Source organism: Natronorubrum halobium, assembly GCF_051351675.1.
GTDB lineage: Archaea > Halobacteriota > Halobacteria > Halobacteriales > Natrialbaceae > Natronorubrum.
Genome location: NZ_CP195595.1, coordinates 4,389,149 through 4,406,138, shown reverse-complemented (window position 1 = coordinate 4,406,138; position 16,990 = coordinate 4,389,149). Strand labels below are relative to the sequence as shown.

At 62.1% G+C, this 16,990-nt stretch carries 14 protein-coding genes; 12 read left to right on the top strand and 2 right to left on the bottom strand.

All coding sequences use genetic code 11. From position 1 onward, the window contains the following. The first annotated feature begins 4 nt into the window (after positions 1–4). From ACSFC7_RS21970 to ACSFC7_RS21955, 4 genes are read left to right on the top strand one after another with little or no spacing between them, the layout of a single operon-like run. Complete coding sequence (locus ACSFC7_RS21970; RefSeq protein WP_436344931.1) at positions 5–1,081, top strand: DUF7283 family protein; 1,077 nt, start codon at positions 5–7, stop codon at positions 1,079–1,081. Further along, complete coding sequence (locus tag ACSFC7_RS21965) at positions 1,059–1,535, top strand: DUF7285 family protein (RefSeq protein WP_436344930.1); 477 nt, start codon at positions 1,059–1,061, stop codon at positions 1,533–1,535. The genes ACSFC7_RS21970 and ACSFC7_RS21965 overlap by 23 nt, the downstream gene beginning before the upstream one ends. After that, on the top strand, positions 1,532–2,506 hold the full coding sequence (locus ACSFC7_RS21960) for a DUF7284 family protein (RefSeq protein WP_436344929.1): 975 nt from the start codon (positions 1,532–1,534) through the stop codon (positions 2,504–2,506). The genes ACSFC7_RS21965 and ACSFC7_RS21960 overlap by 4 nt, the downstream gene beginning before the upstream one ends. Beyond that, the gene (locus tag ACSFC7_RS21955) at positions 2,503–5,985 is read left to right on the top strand and encodes a carboxypeptidase-like regulatory domain-containing protein (protein WP_436344928.1); all 3,483 of its coding nucleotides are present in this window, start codon (positions 2,503–2,505) and stop codon (positions 5,983–5,985) included. The genes ACSFC7_RS21960 and ACSFC7_RS21955 overlap by 4 nt, the downstream gene beginning before the upstream one ends. Before the next feature lie 122 nt (positions 5,986–6,107). Here the strand turns inward: ACSFC7_RS21955 and ACSFC7_RS21950 are convergent, their stop codons facing one another. Then, positions 6,108–7,415: an outer membrane protein assembly factor BamB family protein gene (locus ACSFC7_RS21950; protein ID WP_436344927.1), complete on the bottom strand. Its 1,308-nt coding sequence runs from the start codon at positions 7,413–7,415 to the stop codon at positions 6,108–6,110. A 195-nt stretch (positions 7,416–7,610) separates the two neighbouring features. Further along, positions 7,611–8,906 carry a TIGR00300 family protein gene (locus ACSFC7_RS21945; protein WP_436344926.1) on the bottom strand — a complete coding sequence of 432 codons (1,296 nt, stop codon included), beginning with the start codon at positions 8,904–8,906 and terminating at the stop codon, positions 7,611–7,613. 303 nt (positions 8,907–9,209) lie between these two features. Between ACSFC7_RS21945 and ACSFC7_RS21940 the strand changes: the two genes are divergently transcribed. The 8 genes from ACSFC7_RS21940 (at position 9,210) to ACSFC7_RS21905 (ending at position 16,976) form a co-directional block, all read left to right on the top strand. Further along, positions 9,210–9,785, top strand: coding sequence for an HTH domain-containing protein (locus tag ACSFC7_RS21940; protein WP_436344925.1), 576 nt, complete (start codon positions 9,210–9,212; stop codon positions 9,783–9,785). A 152-nt stretch (positions 9,786–9,937) separates the two neighbouring features. Further along, complete coding sequence (locus ACSFC7_RS21935) at positions 9,938–10,099, top strand: hypothetical protein (protein WP_436344924.1); 162 nt, start codon at positions 9,938–9,940, stop codon at positions 10,097–10,099. 82 nt (positions 10,100–10,181) lie between these two features. Continuing rightward, positions 10,182–10,613: a peptide-methionine (R)-S-oxide reductase MsrB gene (gene msrB, locus ACSFC7_RS21930; protein WP_436344923.1), complete on the top strand. Its 432-nt coding sequence runs from the start codon at positions 10,182–10,184 to the stop codon at positions 10,611–10,613. A gap of 616 nt (positions 10,614–11,229) precedes the next feature. Beyond that, positions 11,230–11,436 (top strand): DUF2196 domain-containing protein, encoded by a 207-nt coding sequence (locus ACSFC7_RS21925; RefSeq protein ID WP_436344922.1) that lies wholly within the window; start codon positions 11,230–11,232, stop codon positions 11,434–11,436. 95 nt (positions 11,437–11,531) lie between these two features. Then, entirely contained in the window at positions 11,532–12,386 is an 855-nt protein-coding gene (locus ACSFC7_RS21920) for a YihY/virulence factor BrkB family protein (protein WP_436344921.1), read from the top strand. Between the two features lie 103 nt (positions 12,387–12,489). Beyond that, on the top strand, positions 12,490–12,909 hold the full coding sequence (locus ACSFC7_RS21915; RefSeq protein ID WP_436344920.1) for a hypothetical protein: 420 nt from the start codon (positions 12,490–12,492) through the stop codon (positions 12,907–12,909). A 4-nt stretch (positions 12,910–12,913) separates the two neighbouring features. Further along, positions 12,914–13,858 carry an alpha/beta fold hydrolase gene (locus ACSFC7_RS21910; protein ID WP_436344919.1) on the top strand — a complete coding sequence of 315 codons (945 nt, stop codon included), beginning with the start codon at positions 12,914–12,916 and terminating at the stop codon, positions 13,856–13,858. A gap of 103 nt (positions 13,859–13,961) precedes the next feature. Beyond that, positions 13,962–16,976: a bacterio-opsin activator domain-containing protein gene (locus ACSFC7_RS21905; RefSeq protein ID WP_436348013.1), complete on the top strand. Its 3,015-nt coding sequence runs from the start codon at positions 13,962–13,964 to the stop codon at positions 16,974–16,976. The last annotated feature ends 14 nt before the right edge of the window (positions 16,977–16,990 follow it).

Sequence of the window (16,990 nt, the reverse complement as noted above, 5' to 3'; positions counted from 1 at the left end):
GGACATGGACTGGGAGGCTCCCGCTGACGCGTGGTACGTCTGGGTCGCGGTCACCATCGTCAGTTTCGCGATGGCCGGAATCGTGCTCGGACTCCCAACGGCCCCACCGCCGGACGCCGATCGAACGGCGAACGCGATCGAGGAGACGGCCGGCAGTTCCTACGAGGCCGCTTCGACCTACGGGTACGATGCCGACGAGATCAAGATCGACGGAAAAACCATCGAACTGCGAAACGAGGGCGGGACGGATCGCTCGAGTCTCACGTACGAGCAGGTCGTCGTCGTAAACGGGGACGACCGACTGGAACGACTCGTCTACGGCGAGGTATTCGAGGAGGAGTTCGAGGACGAACTCGACGATCCACACGAAGATGCGGCGACAGTGTTCATGGAGCGTGTCGCAGACGCCGAGGAGAACAATTCGGGCGAGTGGCTCACAGCGTCGGACGAACTGACTGTTCGGCAAGTTACCGTGGAGCCCGACGAAACGACGAATATTCACGTGGAGGTCGGGTCGCACGAAACCGTGGATCTCATTGCGAGTACCCACGACGACGTTCCTCAATCGATAGATGCGACGTACGAAGGGTTTAGCAGATTTACTGGCGTCGATTACACGATCGAGGGTGAGTCCGTCATCGAAGAGGAGTACGACGACTCCGATTCGTTCTGGGAACAGGCCAAAGACACGTTTTCGGACTGGGTCGATTCAGTCAGTTGCTGGCTCTCGGACTGTGACGACGACGTCGATCCGGAAGACGAAATTAATCCCGGTCACGTGGCGGAGATCGATAACGGTGACGGAGACGTGAAGCTGTATTCGGAGGAGGGAACTGACGAGATAACGTTCTCGAGTCACATCTCCTGGGATCGCGGAGAGAACGTCTGGATCGGTGAGTATCCGCTCACTGTGACCGCCGAGTTCGATGAGACCACGTGTAGTGCGACGCTCACGTCCTCGACGGACGACGAATATCTCTGCTCGGTCGGCACGGACTCCGACGAACGCGTCGACGAACTGACCTGGATCGAATTAAACGACGAGACGGAGAAATACCATGTCACGCTCGTCGTCGTCTAGAGGCCAAACGGAGCCGCTCGCGGCCCTGGTCGCCATCATCGTCCTGGGGATGGCGATCGTCCTCTACGGCGGGTTCGTCACCGACGTGCTCACGGACCGCACCGATCGAACGTCCGACGACGTCGCGATCGATCTGATCTGGGACGATATCTCTCACGACGGCGTCTACTCGTCCGACCGCGGCACCGATCTCTCCGACATCGAGATGGCCTCGCTGCCCCAGGGACAGAACGTCTACGTCGAGGTGACGATAATCGACGACGACGGTCGAGAACGCGTCGTCGACTCCTTGCACTTCGACTCCGACGGAACGAGCGCATCCCCACAGGAAGGCCCGCCCGAGGACGGCTCCGGTATCGAGACGCAGGTCAGCGAGCGTCCCATCCCCGTCGAGACCGACGTCGCCGGTGACGTCCGCGGTGGGACCCTCCACGTCGAGGTGTGGTCGCCGTGAGAGCCGACCGAGTCGTCAGCACCGAACCGGTGACGTCCGATCGCGCCGTCAGTACCGTCCTCGACATCGCGCTGGCGCTGTTGTTGATCACTGCGAGCGTGCTCGTGATCGGGCTCTACCTCAACGGCGACGACGATCTCGAGGTCGATCGAGCCGATCACACCGCCGAAACCCTCAGCGGGTCGACCGTCTCGGTCGTCTACGACGTCGAGAACGTGACGAACAGCAGTCACTATGACGAACCCGAAGGGATCGAGAGCTACGAGCGAACGATGTACGGCCCAGCGGTCGGCACGATCGCCGAAGCGGCGGTCGTGAACGCGGAATTCGACGGAAAGCAGTTGATTCTGTACGCCGACTCGTTCAGCGAGAGCGTCGCCGCACACGTCGAGAGCCGTCTCGTCGGGGCCAACCACCAGGTCTACGTCACCGCCACCTGGCAGCCCTACGACGAGGCGTCGATACACGGCAACACCACCGTCGGTAACCAACCGCCGGTGACCGACGACATCAGTGCCGTCACCATGAGCGCCGACAGCGGCATGCCGACCGTCGACGACGAAGCGCTGGCCGATACCTACGCCACCGAGGGTGCCGACGAGGCCGCCGAACTGATCGCGGAGTCGATCGTCGAGGGCTACTTCCCCACCGAACGATCGCAACTGGCGCTCGAGCGACAGAACCTCGATCGGGCCATCAAGTCCACGCATTACCTCCGAATGGCCGACATCGTCGGGGCCGACCTCGACCGGAACGAGGCTCCGCTGGCCCGATCCGAGGCACGGGCCGACGACGCCAACGAGGAACTGGTCGACGGTCTCGCCGACTTGATCGCCGACGACCTCGAGTCGGGACAGACCGGCGACGACCTCGACGAGATCGGCGACGACGAGGACGAACTGGAAGCGTACTTCGAAGCTGCAGTCTCGCCGGGAACCGTCGAACTGACCGTTTATACGTGGGACCCATGACACGACACCGACCACACACCATCTCGATCGACGACCGAGCACGAATTCCGTTCGCGATCATCGGCGTCCTGATGCTCGTCAGCAGCATCATGATCGTGGGGGTACTCGAGTCGCGCGATACGCCCGAAACGAACATCGATCAGTCGCTCGCGATGGAGCAGACCGAATCGGCTGCCCAGAACGAACTCCGCGGTGCGGTCGTCGACGCGACTCATCAGGCTGCAGCCCAGCCGGTGACGACGTCCGAGTTGGACACCCTCGATGGCGATCCGGACGAGGTGTTCGAAACGTATCTCAAACTCTTGATTCACCTGCGAGCGGAGCAGACGCTGCCGAACGCGGGCCAGACGATCGGTGACGCCGAAACGACGGTGTCCATCGATGGTCTCTCCAGCGATCCCAACACCGCGGTCGGCGATGCCGACGACAGGGTCGACATCGCTCATCCCGACGACGGCACGATCGAGGTCGCTCTCGAGGAAGTGACGATCACGCTCGAGGACGACGATCGAGTCATCAGCGAGCGGACGATCGAGGAGCTTACCGTCACCGTCGGCACGCCGATCTTCGAGTTGCAGGAGAAGACCCAGGAGTTCAACGAGAGCCTCAACGAGGGCTTCTTCGAAGGGAATCCGTCCGATCTCGACAATTTCGCCCACAAGACGGCTGTGCGTCTCTACCCGATGGCGTACTTCAAGTCGTTCATTAATCGCTTGGATCCAGGTACCGGCGATGACCTGAATCCATGGACGTTCGACGAAATCCTCAAACACGATCACACGGAAGTGATGGCGAACGACGCCATCTTCGGCGTCCAGAAAGAGGTGTTCGGCGACGATGCCGTCGATCCGTACGCCGACCGCGTGATGCGTCCTGCGTGGGCGTGTTTCGCCGCAGACATGATCGACGAGATGGTCGGCGACGATGACGACGACGAAGACGACTCGTTCGAGGCGACGGTCTCAGTCGGGGAGGGAGGCGGTGCAACCGTCTCGGTCGGCGGAGAGAACCGGGGGACGACAGACGCCTCCGGCGACGTCTCGTTCGAACTGGACGAAACGGGGTCGTACGACGTTGTTGTCGTGAAAGACGACCACGAGCGGTTCGAACGGGAGAACGTCGAGTTCGGCGAGTCGAACGACCGTACGACGGTCGACCTCGTCTCATCGACGGACCGTTCGATCGATATCTACAGTCCGACCGGAGAACCGATCGAAGACGCTGACGTCCACATCTGGACGGACGACGGACTCGCCTACGAGGAGGGCGTCGACGGATCGTTCGACCTCGACGACGGACAGACGGAGTTCACCCTCGAGATTTTCGCCGAGGGCTACGAGGACTACTCGGAGACGGTCGAGGTCGATCAGTCACGTGCCGTGATACTCACGCCGGAAGATGACGCGGCGCTCGACGATCTCGAAGCGGACGCTGGGATATTCGATCACCTCGAGGATCCGGATATCCAAGAGAGTATCTGTGGTGAGTACCGGGACTATATCTTCGGTGACAAAGACGGTGATCTGCCCGACGCACCGTCGTTAGCCGAGATCATCGATAGTATGTTCGGCGATATGGACCCGCTAACGGCGGAAGAGGAGGTCACGCCGAACGATATGGCGGATATCGCGTACTACGAGCTGATCGGTGTCGATTCATTGACCGACGAACTGGGAGAGCTACCTGACGCGATGAATCCCGACGATATCGATGGCAGCGAGTCGCCGATCGGTTACGACGAAAGCTTCCCTGGCAGTTCCATGGAGGACGAGTACATCGATAGCGTATACGACGTCGACGTCGAGCGAACGACGAGTACGTCGTCCTGGTCGCTTCCGACGGATCGGAGCGGGTCACCGGAGAACTACTCGTACGAGTACTCGGAGTACAGGTACGAGGGACTCGAGGACGTCGACGTCTCCTTGTCGGAAGACTGGCGGACCACTCAGGGCGACTACTCCGACCGTGACATCCACAGTCTCGATATCGACGTCGAATTCGAGTACCAGGAGCGATCGGTCTTCGAAAACACCACGGAAAACGGGAGCGACACGATAACCGAACTCCGAGCGCCTGAGACGCAAACGGTCTCGGTCAGTGTCGATATCGACGCCGATCTCGTCGAAGACCTCGAGGTCCCCGAAAGCAGGATTCACGACGATTTCGAAGCCGGTGAGGGGTACGACGAGCGTGGCGATATCCCGGAACTTTCGGACCCCGATAACTTCGAACCCGTGGTCGTCGATTCACTCGAAACGTTGCTCAACGTCGGCTCGCTCGATTCGGGAGCGGATTTAGAGGATCAGATCGAAGCCGATATCACCGACTCGATATCGACCATCGATATTCCGGACTCGAACGAGAGTACCGAGGACGAGGTCGAGAACACGATCGAAAACTCGATCGACGGAGCCAGTTCGACGAGCTACGACTTCGGTGATCTCGAGAGCGGATCGGATCTCGACACGGACGAACTCGAAGCGTGGCTGAAAGCCGATCTCTACGAGATAAATGCGCTTGTCAAGAAAGAGACGGATCCGGTTACGGCTGAACGGGTCGAGTTCCTGAGTGGCGACTCTCCGTTCAACGAACTCGAAGACGAGGTCGAGGACGTTGAGAACGATGTCATGGCGACGGGGTCGTACGATAACGTTCCGGATCTGATTCGAATGGAGGTTCGACAGGCCTACTTCGACATTCTCACCGATCGAATCGAAGAGATGGCCGAGTTTCACGAGGAGACGGTCGAGGACGTCGACGACGCGATGTCCAGCGGCGACGGTGCACTCGACGACTCCCTCGGGTTCATTCAGGATATCTTCGCCGGTGATGTCGAGGAACGGAGCGGCCATCTCGAGGGATCAGAACTCATGAACGAGATGGAGTTCGAAGTGTCCGGGTCGCCGACGTATATGGATCTCGAGACGGTCGACGATAGCGAGGTGCCGTCGGTCCGTCCGCCGGACTCTACGGTCATGGATAACGACGTCGCCGGCGAACACGCGGCACTCGGTGCCGAATACACACAACGGCTTCCAACACCAGGGTTGCCGCTGATTCCGTGGCCACCGGCGCTGTACGTCTTGCAGGTTAACAGCTACAACGTCGATCTCGAGGGCGAGTACTCTCGGTTCGAGATCAGTGCGACGGCGGGTGATCCGGCCGACGGTGAGAGTACGACGTACGTTCGCGATCGGATGGATGTTGACATTGATCTCGGAAACGGTAACGAGCGGAAAATCGGTGAGGTCGAACCGATCGAGTTCGAGACCTCCCTCGAGATCGTGATCATCATGCCTGGGCTCATGCCGATGCAGACAGGTGCGCCGCCGAACACTGGTGATCCTGCCTTCGGTGAGGATATCGGATTTAGCACGTTAGTAAACGCTCTCGATGGGGATACAGTCGCAACGGAAGAACCCGTAGCGAGTGATGAGTACGACGACGTTGGGCCACAGGACCCTGACGGTGAGGATTAACAGTTACTTTGCCTGTTTTGTCTCCAGTCAGAGCGTAGTAACAAATCCAGTCGGTAGCTAAAACGGCCGTCCTGTCGCTGACAATTGCTGTGTGACCAAACCAGACTACAGTGCAGGTAGTACTATTCTGCCTCGAGGGCACTGATCGCACCCCCGCCGCCGGCGTTGTACGTAAATACGACGGAATTTTCGAGTAGGGCATACCCTTCGACAATTCCACCGAGTAAATCGACGTGATCAGTCGTATGAGTCGTCCACTGTTGTTCTCCAGTGTCTGGATTTAACGCGTCCAAGTGTACGTAGCCAAAATCACGCCAGACGTAGAGCGTACCATCTGAAACGAATGGTTGATGCCCATTTGGGCCGTCTTCAATGTTTCTTGACTCCCATTCGCTGGGTTCGTCCCCAGTTTCCAAATCTGTCGCAAACACTGCAGGATAATTATATGCACCCCCCGAATAGATCGTTCCGTTCGAAACTGTTGGTGCAGGACCACTTACTGGATACGTCTCTTCTGTTTGCTCGTACTCTGCCAGTGTTTCTGCATCACCAGTCTCGGGATCAATTGCAACTACGCTGGTCTCTTCGTGCGTATAGACCGTTCCATCTCGGACCATCAGCTCAAACCCGGCTGGACTGTTTCCTGGTGGCGAATACGTCCACAGTGTTTCGTCTTCGAAAACGTCGAACGCGATCACTTCGAAATCGTTGTTCGTTCGCCGGATCACGAAGAGCGTTCCATCATCTCCAATCGCGATATCTTCTGTTCCGCTAGTTTCGCCCTCCCAAATAATTTCCTCGTCGCTGCTATCGATCGCGTACAACTCTCCGTCGTTGTTGACGTAGACGATCCCGTCGAAGACTCGAATATCGCCGGCGTACAACGAACCGAGTTCGATCGACCACAACTCCTCGCCTTCGTCCGGTTCAATCGCGTAGAGCCTGTCGGTGAGAAAGTATACCGCGTCATCGGTTACCGCTGGTGTCGTCGGGTCCCACTGCGGGTTCGACGGTGCCCGTGGCGGCAACTCTGCTTCAAACGTCCACTCGATTTTACCACTCGCCAGGTCGACTGCGTGCAGTGTCGGTGTTTCGTCGGCAACGTATACCAGTCCGTGATCGATGACGGGGCCCGATAGGGTCACGTCTTCTACTTCGGTCGTCCAGCGCTCCTCGAGCGGCCCGTCAGGACCGCTCCGGTCGTCGGCCACCATCCGATTGTCCGCGGTAAACCGGTCCATCGGCCACGAGCCGCTAGCGGTCTCGGTGGACTCGCCGTTATCAGTTTTTTCCGTCTCATCGTCTTCGCCATTGTCTGTCTCCGGATCGTCGTCACTGCCCATACAGCCGGCAAGTGCCGTCAGTCCTGCTGTCGCACCACCACAGACGGCGAGCCACTGTCGACGCGTTCGATTCGATCGCTCTGTCATATTATACGAAGTATCCGAACCAATCAACTAAATAACTTTTCACGTGGGGATATCGTCTTTCAAACGTATACTGAGGTCAAGGATCGGAGCGGCCATCTCGAGGGATCGGCACTCATGGAGGAGACGGAATTCGATGTCTCCGGGTCGCCGACGTATATGGACCTCGAGACGCTCGACGAGCGAGGCTGACGGTCGTTACTCGAGCAACTCGTCGCGCAACATCGGGATGAACGTCCCGATGTCGGTGACCATGCCGATGGCCTGTGCGCTGCCGCGGTCGAGCAACTGGGTGACGGTGGCGGGGTTGATATCGACGCAGACGGTTTTGGTGGTCGAGGGGAGGCAGTTCCCGACGGCGACGGAGTGCAGCAGCGTCGAGAGCATGAGTACGAGGTCGGCCTCCTGGGCCTGCTCGCGGATCGCGTTCTGGGCCTCGATCGAGTCGGTGATCGTGTCCGGCAACGGGCCGTCGTCGCGGATCGATCCCGCGAGGACGTAGGGAACGTCGTTCTGGATACACTCGTACATCACGCCCTCGTCGATGATCCCTTCATCGACGGCCGCCTCGATGCCGCCGAGACGGGCGATCTCGCTGATCGTGTAGATGTGATGTTTGTGCCCCTTTCGCGGGTGCTCGAGGCTCTCCGTGTCGACCCCCAGCGACGTGCCGTAGAGGTCCCGTTCTAAGTCGTGGACGGCGAACCCGTTCCCGGCGCTCAGCCCGTCGATGTAGCCCGCACGGACGATATCGGCCAGCGCGTTTCGCCCGCCGGAGTGGACGATCGCCGGGCCGCAGACGACGAGCACGTTGCCGTCGTTCTCGCGAACCTCGCGCATCTCGTCGGCGATCTCCTCGATCAGCGACGCGGAGGGGCGCTCGCTCGAGACGCCGCCCTGCATGAACCCGAAGGAGCCGCCGCCGTTTCGGGGCCGTTCGGGCGGTTCGACGCGGATACCCGTCTCGCCGGTGACGACGAGGTCGCCCTCCTCGACGGCGTTGAGGACTTTCGTGTACACGCGTGGGCTGTCACCGTCGTCGCTGTCGGCGTCGTCGGCTCCCTTGCCGTCGGCGTTGTCGGCTCCCTGCGGGTCCTCCGGACCCGCTCGTTCAACGATCAACGCACAGTCCATCTCGACGTCCTCGACCTCGACGTACTCGCCGTCGACGCGGACGAAGGTCGGGTGATTCGTCGTCGAGTAGAACTCGACCGGGACGACCCCGTCCTCGGGGGCCGCCTCGAGCGTCGCGTCCCGCGGATCGGCGACGGTCGCGCCCTGCTGGTTGAGTTCGTGGAGGATGGCCCGCAGCTCTTCCTCGGTCTCGGCCATCACTCGCATTCGGCAGTACGTCTCGGCGTGTTTGTGGCGGCCGACCTCGAACTCCTCGACTTCGAACTCGCCACCCATGTCCATCACGACCCCGAAACACATGCCCATCGTCCCCGAGTCGATGATGTGCCCCTCGAGTTCGACGGTTCGCGCAACTGTCATCGGTGAGGGGTTGGCGACCGGGGACCGTGAATGTGTGCGTTGTGGACCGACGAGCGAGCGGTTCGGGTATCGGTCGCCGGTAGCCCCGGTGGTACCTGTCTATGAGGATCCCTACCGAGAACCGGCTGGCTATCGCGACTGGCAACCGCCGGTCCCCACACGTAGCACCGATTGTCGATATCGGCTCCGCGGCGTCATCGCGTGGCACGCTGCTATTCCCCACGAACGACTTGAAACGGTATTTCAGGAGGATTGATAGCTGAGACAACACTTTTGTACGTTTCCGACGACAGCCACGACAACGTGTCGAACCCCACTCCCACCCCAGCGACAGTTGAACTCTGGATCCGATCGTTCGCCCCCGCCACCGCGGGGCCGACCCAGGAACGCGCCCTCGAGCGACTGGAGGAACTCGAGTCGAGCGACCCGATCGAGTCGGTCGAGGTCGGCGTCTGGGGCAAAGAAGTCGAACAGACGGACCACGCCTCTCGGATTCCACAGCTCCAGCGAATCGAAACGCGTCTCGAGGCGTTCGAGACGTGGGCAGACAGCACTGGCCGGCAGCTGGAGCCGTTCTTCAGGAACACGCACGTCGAGTCGACGATCACCGAAACGTCCCACGACGTCTGGCGGCTCCCGACGGTCGCGCTCGCGGAGTTCGACGAGGACGACGAACTCCTCCACGTCGCGCCGTGCCGGAACGACGAGCGGACCGTCGACGTCTTCGATCGGTTCGACGCGCTGCTCGAGCGCACGGACCGGAATCTGACCGCCGACGGTGATCGCCGACGGGACGAGGTGATGACCGATCGGCCGTCCGGCCGCACGACCAGCTACGGACGGGGCCGCGTCGAACCGTTCTCTCCGAGCTCCGACTGACGCCTGTCGATCGACTGTGGGGGGTCGTTCGTTCTCCGGCGCCCGCTCGTTCTCGAGCCCGCTCTGAAATACCGCGTCGTACAGTACGGGTATCGGAACGTTCACGACCGTCGTGGACAATTACTATGCCATTCTATAGCATAATCTCCCGTATGGTGAGCGACTCAGTCACGTTCGGCCCGTCACGGTGTCGAAACTGCGGCTTCGAAGCACCCGGCGGTGACGACGCCTGGCGGCGGATCGACGTCCCGAAACTGGGTCGGATGACGCAGTGTCCCGACTGCGAGAGTACGGACGTCATTACGAGCAGGTAGGATCCTGGGCAGGTACGATCTCGAGCGGAGCGAACGGGCGTGCGCGGACAGACTCTTGAGGCTCTCGCCCGTAGGACCTCGTATGGAACACGACACTGACGAGCACGCCTCCGACGGCCAGTCCGATGCCGACCTCCCCTCGAGCGACGCCGAGTGGCGGGAGGAACTGAGCGAGGAACAGTACCGGATCCTGCGCGAGGCCGGAACGGAAGCCCCGTTTAGCGGCGAGTACGTCGACCACAAGGACGACGGGAGCTACGCCTGTGCCGGCTGCGGGACCGAACTGTTCGACTCCGAGACGAAGTTCGAGTCCGGCTGCGGCTGGCCGAGTTTCTACGACGCCGACGACGACATCGTCGAGACCCGACCGGACAACAGCCACGGGATGCAACGCACCGAGGTCCTCTGTGCGAACTGCGGCGGCCACCTCGGCCACGTCTTCGAGGACGGCCCCGAACCGACCGGGAAACGCTACTGTATCAACTCGGCCGCGCTCGAGTTCGACGACGAGTAGCGCTCGACGATCGATTCTCTGGAACTGGTTCTCAGTCGCTGAGCGTATTGAACGGAGCTGTTTCAACGAGGATTCAATGAAGACGAGTGTTTTCTGCCGCTGGCGGCGATGAGTGCCACGTCCTCCCCAGCCGATTTCTCCTCACGGGTGCTTCGCACCCGTCTGCTCACGGCGGCTTTGCCGCCGTTCGCATGGTATGCGAGACCTTCGGTCTCGCACTATCCGGATGGTTCGCGGAACCGCCGGTTCCGCGCTACCGCTCGCACCAGAGGTGCTCGCTCATCCACAGGAAGACGCGCTGCGTCTTCCAAGCCGTCGCTCACTCCGCTCGCGACGACCTCGCACGGCTGCGAGCCGCGCCTCACTGTCCGTTCGACGCGACTCAGCGCGCGTCGCCGCACGTGGTCTGGCCGAACCGAAGTAGCAACTCGTTGCCCTGAACTGAACTTCGCAGGGATCCCACCTCTTGCTACTACTCTCGAGATAAGCTGACCGGCCTATCACTACTACGCGGCGACGGGTTCGACGACCGCCTGCTGATCAACAACCGACCAGGCCGGACATCGACGCGAGTGCAGGCACTACCCTTTTCGAGCGGACTGACTCACCACCATCCATGTCCAACGAACGACCAACCGCCGAAGAGTTGCGACAGGGAGTCACCGTCGAGATCGTGCAGGGCGACCAGGACGTGCAGTCCGAGGATAAAGAACCGATCATCGGTGAGGTCGCGACGATCTACGGCGACGAACCCGAAGGGCCACAGGTCGAACTCAAAAACGGCGTCGTCGGTCACGTGCAGTCGGTCGTCCACGACGAGTAGTCCTCGTCGCCCACCCTTTTACCGCGATTCGGTCTGCCACTATCGGCCCCGCGTGCCGGCCCAATCGATTTCCGCCACGCCGTCGATATCGAGATATGGCCGACTCGAGTCTCTCGTCGCTCGCTCGCGACGTCGCCGCGGTCGCCCGCGAACGACAGATCAGCGTCAAGTCCGCGGGGCTGGCCTACCACGGGTTCAACACCCTCGTCCCGCTGGTCATCCTGGCCCTCGTCGCCGTGACACTCGTCGACGCGCTCGAACCGCTGGTGGCCGCGCTGGAGTCGGCTGCGGGTCTCGAGGGTGTCGTGACCGACGACGGCATCGAGGAGTTGGCCGGAAACGGCGCCGACCGGACGCGGGCCGCGTTACTCGCGCTGGTGATCCTGCTGTGGAGTGCCGTCCGGTTGTTCCAGGCGGTCAACAGTGCGTTTACGGACGTCTACGGCGCTCGAAAGCGAGAGTCGTACGCCAACACGGCCGCGACGGTCACGCTCGTAACGGCGCTCAACGTCGTACTCGTGACGGCCACGGTCGCGATCGGTGTTACACTGGTCAGCGTCGTCGGGATCAGCCTCTCGATACTGGTCGGCGGTATCCTGGCGACGGCCGCCAGCGCCGTCCTCCTCGCCGTGCTCTTGCTGGCCGTCTTCTTCCCGATGTACTACTTCTTCCCCCAGCCCGACGTCTCGGTCGGCGAGATCCTCCCGGGGGCCGCGTTCGCCGCTCTCTCGTGGACCGCGCTGGCGGTCAGCTTCCGCGTCTACGTCGCGACCTCCGAGAGCATCGCGCTGTTCGGGTTCGCCGGCGCCATCCTGATTATCCTGACGTGGGTCTACCTCGGCGGCCTCTGCCTCCTGCTGGGTGCCGTCCTCAACGCCGTCCTCGCGGACCGCGTCGATCCCGAAGACGGATGGGTTCCGATGCGGGAGGTGTGGCAGAAGTACGCCTAATTCCTCGACGTTGCGCCTGCCCCCTCGTGGTTATAAGTCGTTCGGAGGTGCGTGATAGCATGTCTTGGTAGTCATTCACTACCAAGAATAGGTGTCACAACGTATGTCGAATGCAGAACTAGCCAGTTCAGAATGGTGGAACGAGTACAAGGATACGGTCAATTCTGACCAGGAGATGAGCGTTCGCGGGCACGATCAGTTTGATGATAACTTCTTCGTTCGAATCGACGACGACACGTACATGATCGAGATGTACGGCGGAGAAGTTATCGACGTCGTCGCGAACCCGGGCGTCAACGGCGAGTGGTCGTTCGGCGTAGCGGGGAGCCGAGACGTCTGGGAGGAGTTCCTTCAGGAGATTCCGCCGGCACACAACAACGAGATCATCGCGTCCGATTACCGGACCGCGGTCAGGGGCGAGGACGGCTATCTCGAACTGCACGGTGACAACAAGAAGATCTTCCAGAACCTGCGCCCGTTCCAGCGAGCGCTCGAACTGATGCGAGAAACGCAACATTCGTAGACCAATGACCATCGAAGCACCAGAACACGGCGAACGCGTAGGGATAACCGGCCGGTACATCGGCGTCGAAATTCAGGGCGTAAACCAACGAGTTTACTACGAAGAGGCCGGGCCCGAGGACGGAATTCCGCTGCTCTGTCAGCATACGGCCGGGAATCACGGGCACGAGTGGCGACACTTGCTCGAGGACGACGATATCACCGAGAACTACAGAGTTATCGCGTACGACCTGCCCCACCACGGGAAGTCGCTGCCGCCGACGAGCGAGGAGTGGTGGACCGAAGATTACACGCTCACGGAGGACAAATTCGCCGAGAGCATCGTCAGCATCGCCGACGCGCTCGATCTCGAGGACCCGGTCTACATGGGCTCGAGTATCGGCGGCAACGTCATCCTGCAACTCGGTGACTGGCATCCGGACAGATTCCGCGCGCTCATCGGCCTCGAAGTCGGGACGTACAGTCCCGGCTACTACCTCGATTGGTTCCACGACCCGCAGGTCAATATCGCCGAGGCGAGCGCGTACGCGTGTTGGGGACTGATGGCCCCGCAGGGACCGGAACAAGCGCGCAGGGAGACGATGCATCTCTACGAGCAGAGTTCGACCGGACTGTTCCGCGGTGACCTGTATTATTACTCGGTCGATCACGATTACAGGGGTAACCTCGATCAGGTCAATCCGGAGTGTCCGGTGTACGTGATGAACGGTGAGTACGACTTCGCGACCGATCCCGACGACGCCCGCGAGGTCGCAGAGGGGATCGGCGATCAGGCGCAGGCCGTCGAGATGTCTGCCATCGGCCACTTCCCGATGAGCGAGAATCCGGACCTCTTCATCGAGTATCTCAAACCGGTGTTGGACGATATCCGCGGCGAAGACGTCGACGTTCCCGAGAAAATGACCCCCGAGTCGGTCGGAGTCGAGGTCGAGAAACCGACGGCGGACTGAGCTGTGCGTCCGGCGGAAGTGGCCATTTTTGACGAGGTGATGTTCGGCCGAGAGTCCCGGTGAATCGATGGGTTCTATCACCTCGCGTCCGTACACGCGACGAATGGCTTCCGAAGGGATCGCCGACGACGCTCGGATACTCATCGTCGGACTCGACGCCGAGGGGGCGGGAACGGCGTCGAGCTGGTGGACGAACCGAGCAGAGACCGAGAACAATAGCATCGGCGCTATCGAGACGATTTCGAGCGCAGCCGCGGCTCTCGAGATACTCGAAGAGCGCCTCGTCGACTGCGTGCTGACCACTCAGACGCTGCCGGACGGGAGCGGTATCGATCTCGTCGAGCGAGTTCGCGAGCGCGAGCCCGAGCTGCCGATCGTCTTCGCGCCGCGAGACGGTGACGAATCGCTCGCCGCAGAGGCCGTCGCGGCGGGCGCCACGGAGTACGTCCCGAGTGACCGATCCACCACGGATCTCACAGCGGTCCTCGAGCGCGCGATCGAACACGGAGCGGATCGACGGGAGCGTCGAGCGCGAGCGCGCCAGTTCGGCGCGGTGTTCGACGACCCGGAGACGTACGCGTGGGTGGTAGATCCCGACGGCTGCGTCCGGCGGGCCAACGAGACCGCACTCGAGGCGATCGACGCGACCGAAGCGGACGTGCGCGGACGGCCGTTTCCGGAACTGGCGTGGTGGCAGCGTGCCGAGGCGGGGCCGACGATACTCCGGAGCGCGATCGAACGGGCGGCGAACGGGACGGTCGTCCACCGGGAGGTACAGATCGGCGTCGGCGATGCGAACGGGAACGGAGCCGAGTCGGACGAGTACGAAGTCGGAACTGACGGCGACGCAGAGTTGGAGTCGCGGACGCTCGAGGTGACGATTCGACCGGTCCGCGACGACTCGGGCGCCGTCGTCTCCCTGTTCGCACGGGCGAGCGACGTCACCGAACGCGTGGAACTCGAGCGGGAGCTACGCGAGTCCGAGGAGCTCCACCGGGTGACGCTGAACAACATGACCGACACGGTCCTCATCACGAACGATGCGGGCGAGTTCACCTACGTCTGTCCGAACGTCCACTTCATCTTCGGCTACGACGACGACGAGATCCGCGAGATGGGGACGATCGACGACCTGCTCGGACCGGATCTGTACGACCGCGCAGCCCTCGAGGAGGACGGCGTGCTGACGAATATCGAGTGTACGGCGACCGACCGGTCGGGCCGGGAGCACACGCTACTCGTCAACGTCCGCGAGGTCTCGATTCAGGACGGGACGACCCTCTATAGCTGCCGGGACGTGACGAAACGCAAGCGCCGCGAGGAGGCGCTGACGGCCCTCCACCGAACCGCGCGGGAACTGCTCTACGCAGAGAGCGAGCGCGAGATCGCCGACATCGTCGTCGACGACGCGACCGACGTCCTCGACCTCGAGGCGAGCGGCGCGTATCTGTTCGACACGGACGAGAACGTCCTCGAACCGGCCGCGTCGTCCTCGGGGCTGAACCGCCTCAACGGCCCGCTCTCTCGCCGGCGAGCCAACGGCGATAGCATCTCGGGCCGGGTCTTCGTCGAGGGCGACGCTCGGTTCTTCGCAGACGTCTACGACTCGGAGGCGCTGGCGAACCCGGCGACCGACGTCAGGAGCGCGGGATTCGTCCCGCTAGGGGATCACGGCGTCTTCGTGGTCGGATCATCCGAAATCGACGCCTTCGACGACGTCACTCGCGAACTGACCGATCTCCTCGCGGCGACGGCCGAAGCGGCGCTCGACCGCGTCGCACGGGAGCGAACCCTTCGGGAGCGCGATCGGGAACTCAAACGGCAGAACCGCACGCTCTCCAGACTCAACCGGGTGAACGAGATCATCCGCGAGATCGACGCGGCGCTGGTTCGGGCCGAAACTCGCGAGGAGATCGAGGCGGCCGTCTGCGAGCGACTCACCTCGGCCGACCGGTTCTCGTTCGCCTGGATCGGCACGACGGACGTCGCGGACGAGCGCCTCGAGGCGAACACCCACGGCGGTACGGGTCGCGGACAGGATTATCTCGACAGCGTCTCGCTCTCGCTGGCGGACGCGAGCGAGCCCGCGGCCCGGACGGCGGCCACCCGCGAGGTGACGGTGGTCTCGAACGTCGTCGACCGGCTCCGCGACGAACCGTGGCGCTCCGAGGCGCTGTCGCGAGAGTACCAGTCCGTCGCCGGCGTCCCGCTGGCGTACGACGAGTTTACCTACGGCGTCTTGACCGTCTACGCCGACCAGCCCGACGCGTTCGACGGCGTCACGCGGACGGTGCTCGCGGAACTCGGCGAGACGATCGCCTCCGCCATCGCCGCCGTCGAACGGAAACGGGCGCTGTTGACCGACTCCCGGACCCGCCTCGAGTTCGACGTCCGCGACGAGAGCTTCGTCTTCGCTCGACTCGCGCGCCGAGCCGACTGCACGCTTTCGTTCGACGGTGGTATCCGGCTACACGAGGACGGTGCAGCCGTGTTTGTAACCGTCGACGGTGGCTCACCGAACGCCGTCGTAGATGCGGCCGCCGATCTCGTTGCCGTCGAGGGCGTCCAGGTCATCGACGGTGGAGATCACGATGACGGCGATCACGGCGGTGACGGCGATGCCGGTGACCACCACAACGATACTGCAGATACCGCGAGCGGAACGGTACTCCTCGAACTCTCACCGCCGTTTCTGGCGCTGCAACTCGCTGACCACGGCGTCGTGTTGCGCAGCGTCGAGGCCGATCCGGACGGGACGCGCGTCGTCGTCGACGTGCCACGGACCGTCGACGCGGGCGGCAGCGTCGACGTCATCTCGAACGCCTTCGCCGACGTCGACCTCCACGCTAAACGAAGCGTCGACCGGACGACCGCACGCGACCTCCGGGCCGAACTGCTCGAGCGACTCACCGAGCGACAGCTCGAGGTCGTCCAGTTGGCGTACTACGGCGGGTACTTCGCCTCACCGCGAGAGCGGTCGGGCGAAGACGTCGCCGACACGTTGGGTATCTCACCGGCCGCGTTCTACCGCCACATCCGGACCGTTCAGCGCAAACTCTTCACAATCCTGTTCGACGAGATCGGACTCCCGGCAAATACTGCACCAGGGGTTGAATAGTGAACCCTTCGATC

What these genes read in the sequence shown, in the direction of transcription:
- ACSFC7_RS21970 (WP_436344931.1), top strand. Translation starts at nt 5, where the DNA reads ATGGACTGGGAGGCTCCCGCTGACGCGTGGTACGTCTGGGTCGCGGTC.
- ACSFC7_RS21965 (WP_436344930.1), top strand. Translation starts at nt 1,059, where the DNA reads ATGTCACGCTCGTCGTCGTCTAGAGGCCAAACGGAGCCGCTCGCGGCC.
- ACSFC7_RS21955 (WP_436344928.1), top strand. Translation starts at nt 2,503, where the DNA reads ATGACACGACACCGACCACACACCATCTCGATCGACGACCGAGCACGA.
- ACSFC7_RS21950 (WP_436344927.1), bottom strand. Translation starts at nt 7,415, where the DNA reads ATGACAGAGCGATCGAATCGAACGCGTCGACAGTGGCTCGCCGTCTGT.
- ACSFC7_RS21945 (WP_436344926.1), bottom strand. Translation starts at nt 8,906, where the DNA reads ATGACAGTTGCGCGAACCGTCGAACTCGAGGGGCACATCATCGACTCG.
- ACSFC7_RS21935 (WP_436344924.1), top strand. Translation starts at nt 9,938, where the DNA reads ATGGTGAGCGACTCAGTCACGTTCGGCCCGTCACGGTGTCGAAACTGC.
- msrB (WP_436344923.1), top strand. Translation starts at nt 10,182, where the DNA reads ATGGAACACGACACTGACGAGCACGCCTCCGACGGCCAGTCCGATGCC.
- ACSFC7_RS21925 (WP_436344922.1), top strand. Translation starts at nt 11,230, where the DNA reads ATGTCCAACGAACGACCAACCGCCGAAGAGTTGCGACAGGGAGTCACC.
- ACSFC7_RS21920 (WP_436344921.1), top strand. Translation starts at nt 11,532, where the DNA reads ATGGCCGACTCGAGTCTCTCGTCGCTCGCTCGCGACGTCGCCGCGGTC.
- ACSFC7_RS21915 (WP_436344920.1), top strand. Translation starts at nt 12,490, where the DNA reads ATGTCGAATGCAGAACTAGCCAGTTCAGAATGGTGGAACGAGTACAAG.
- ACSFC7_RS21910 (WP_436344919.1), top strand. Translation starts at nt 12,914, where the DNA reads ATGACCATCGAAGCACCAGAACACGGCGAACGCGTAGGGATAACCGGC.
- ACSFC7_RS21905 (WP_436348013.1), top strand. Translation starts at nt 13,962, where the DNA reads ATGGCTTCCGAAGGGATCGCCGACGACGCTCGGATACTCATCGTCGGA.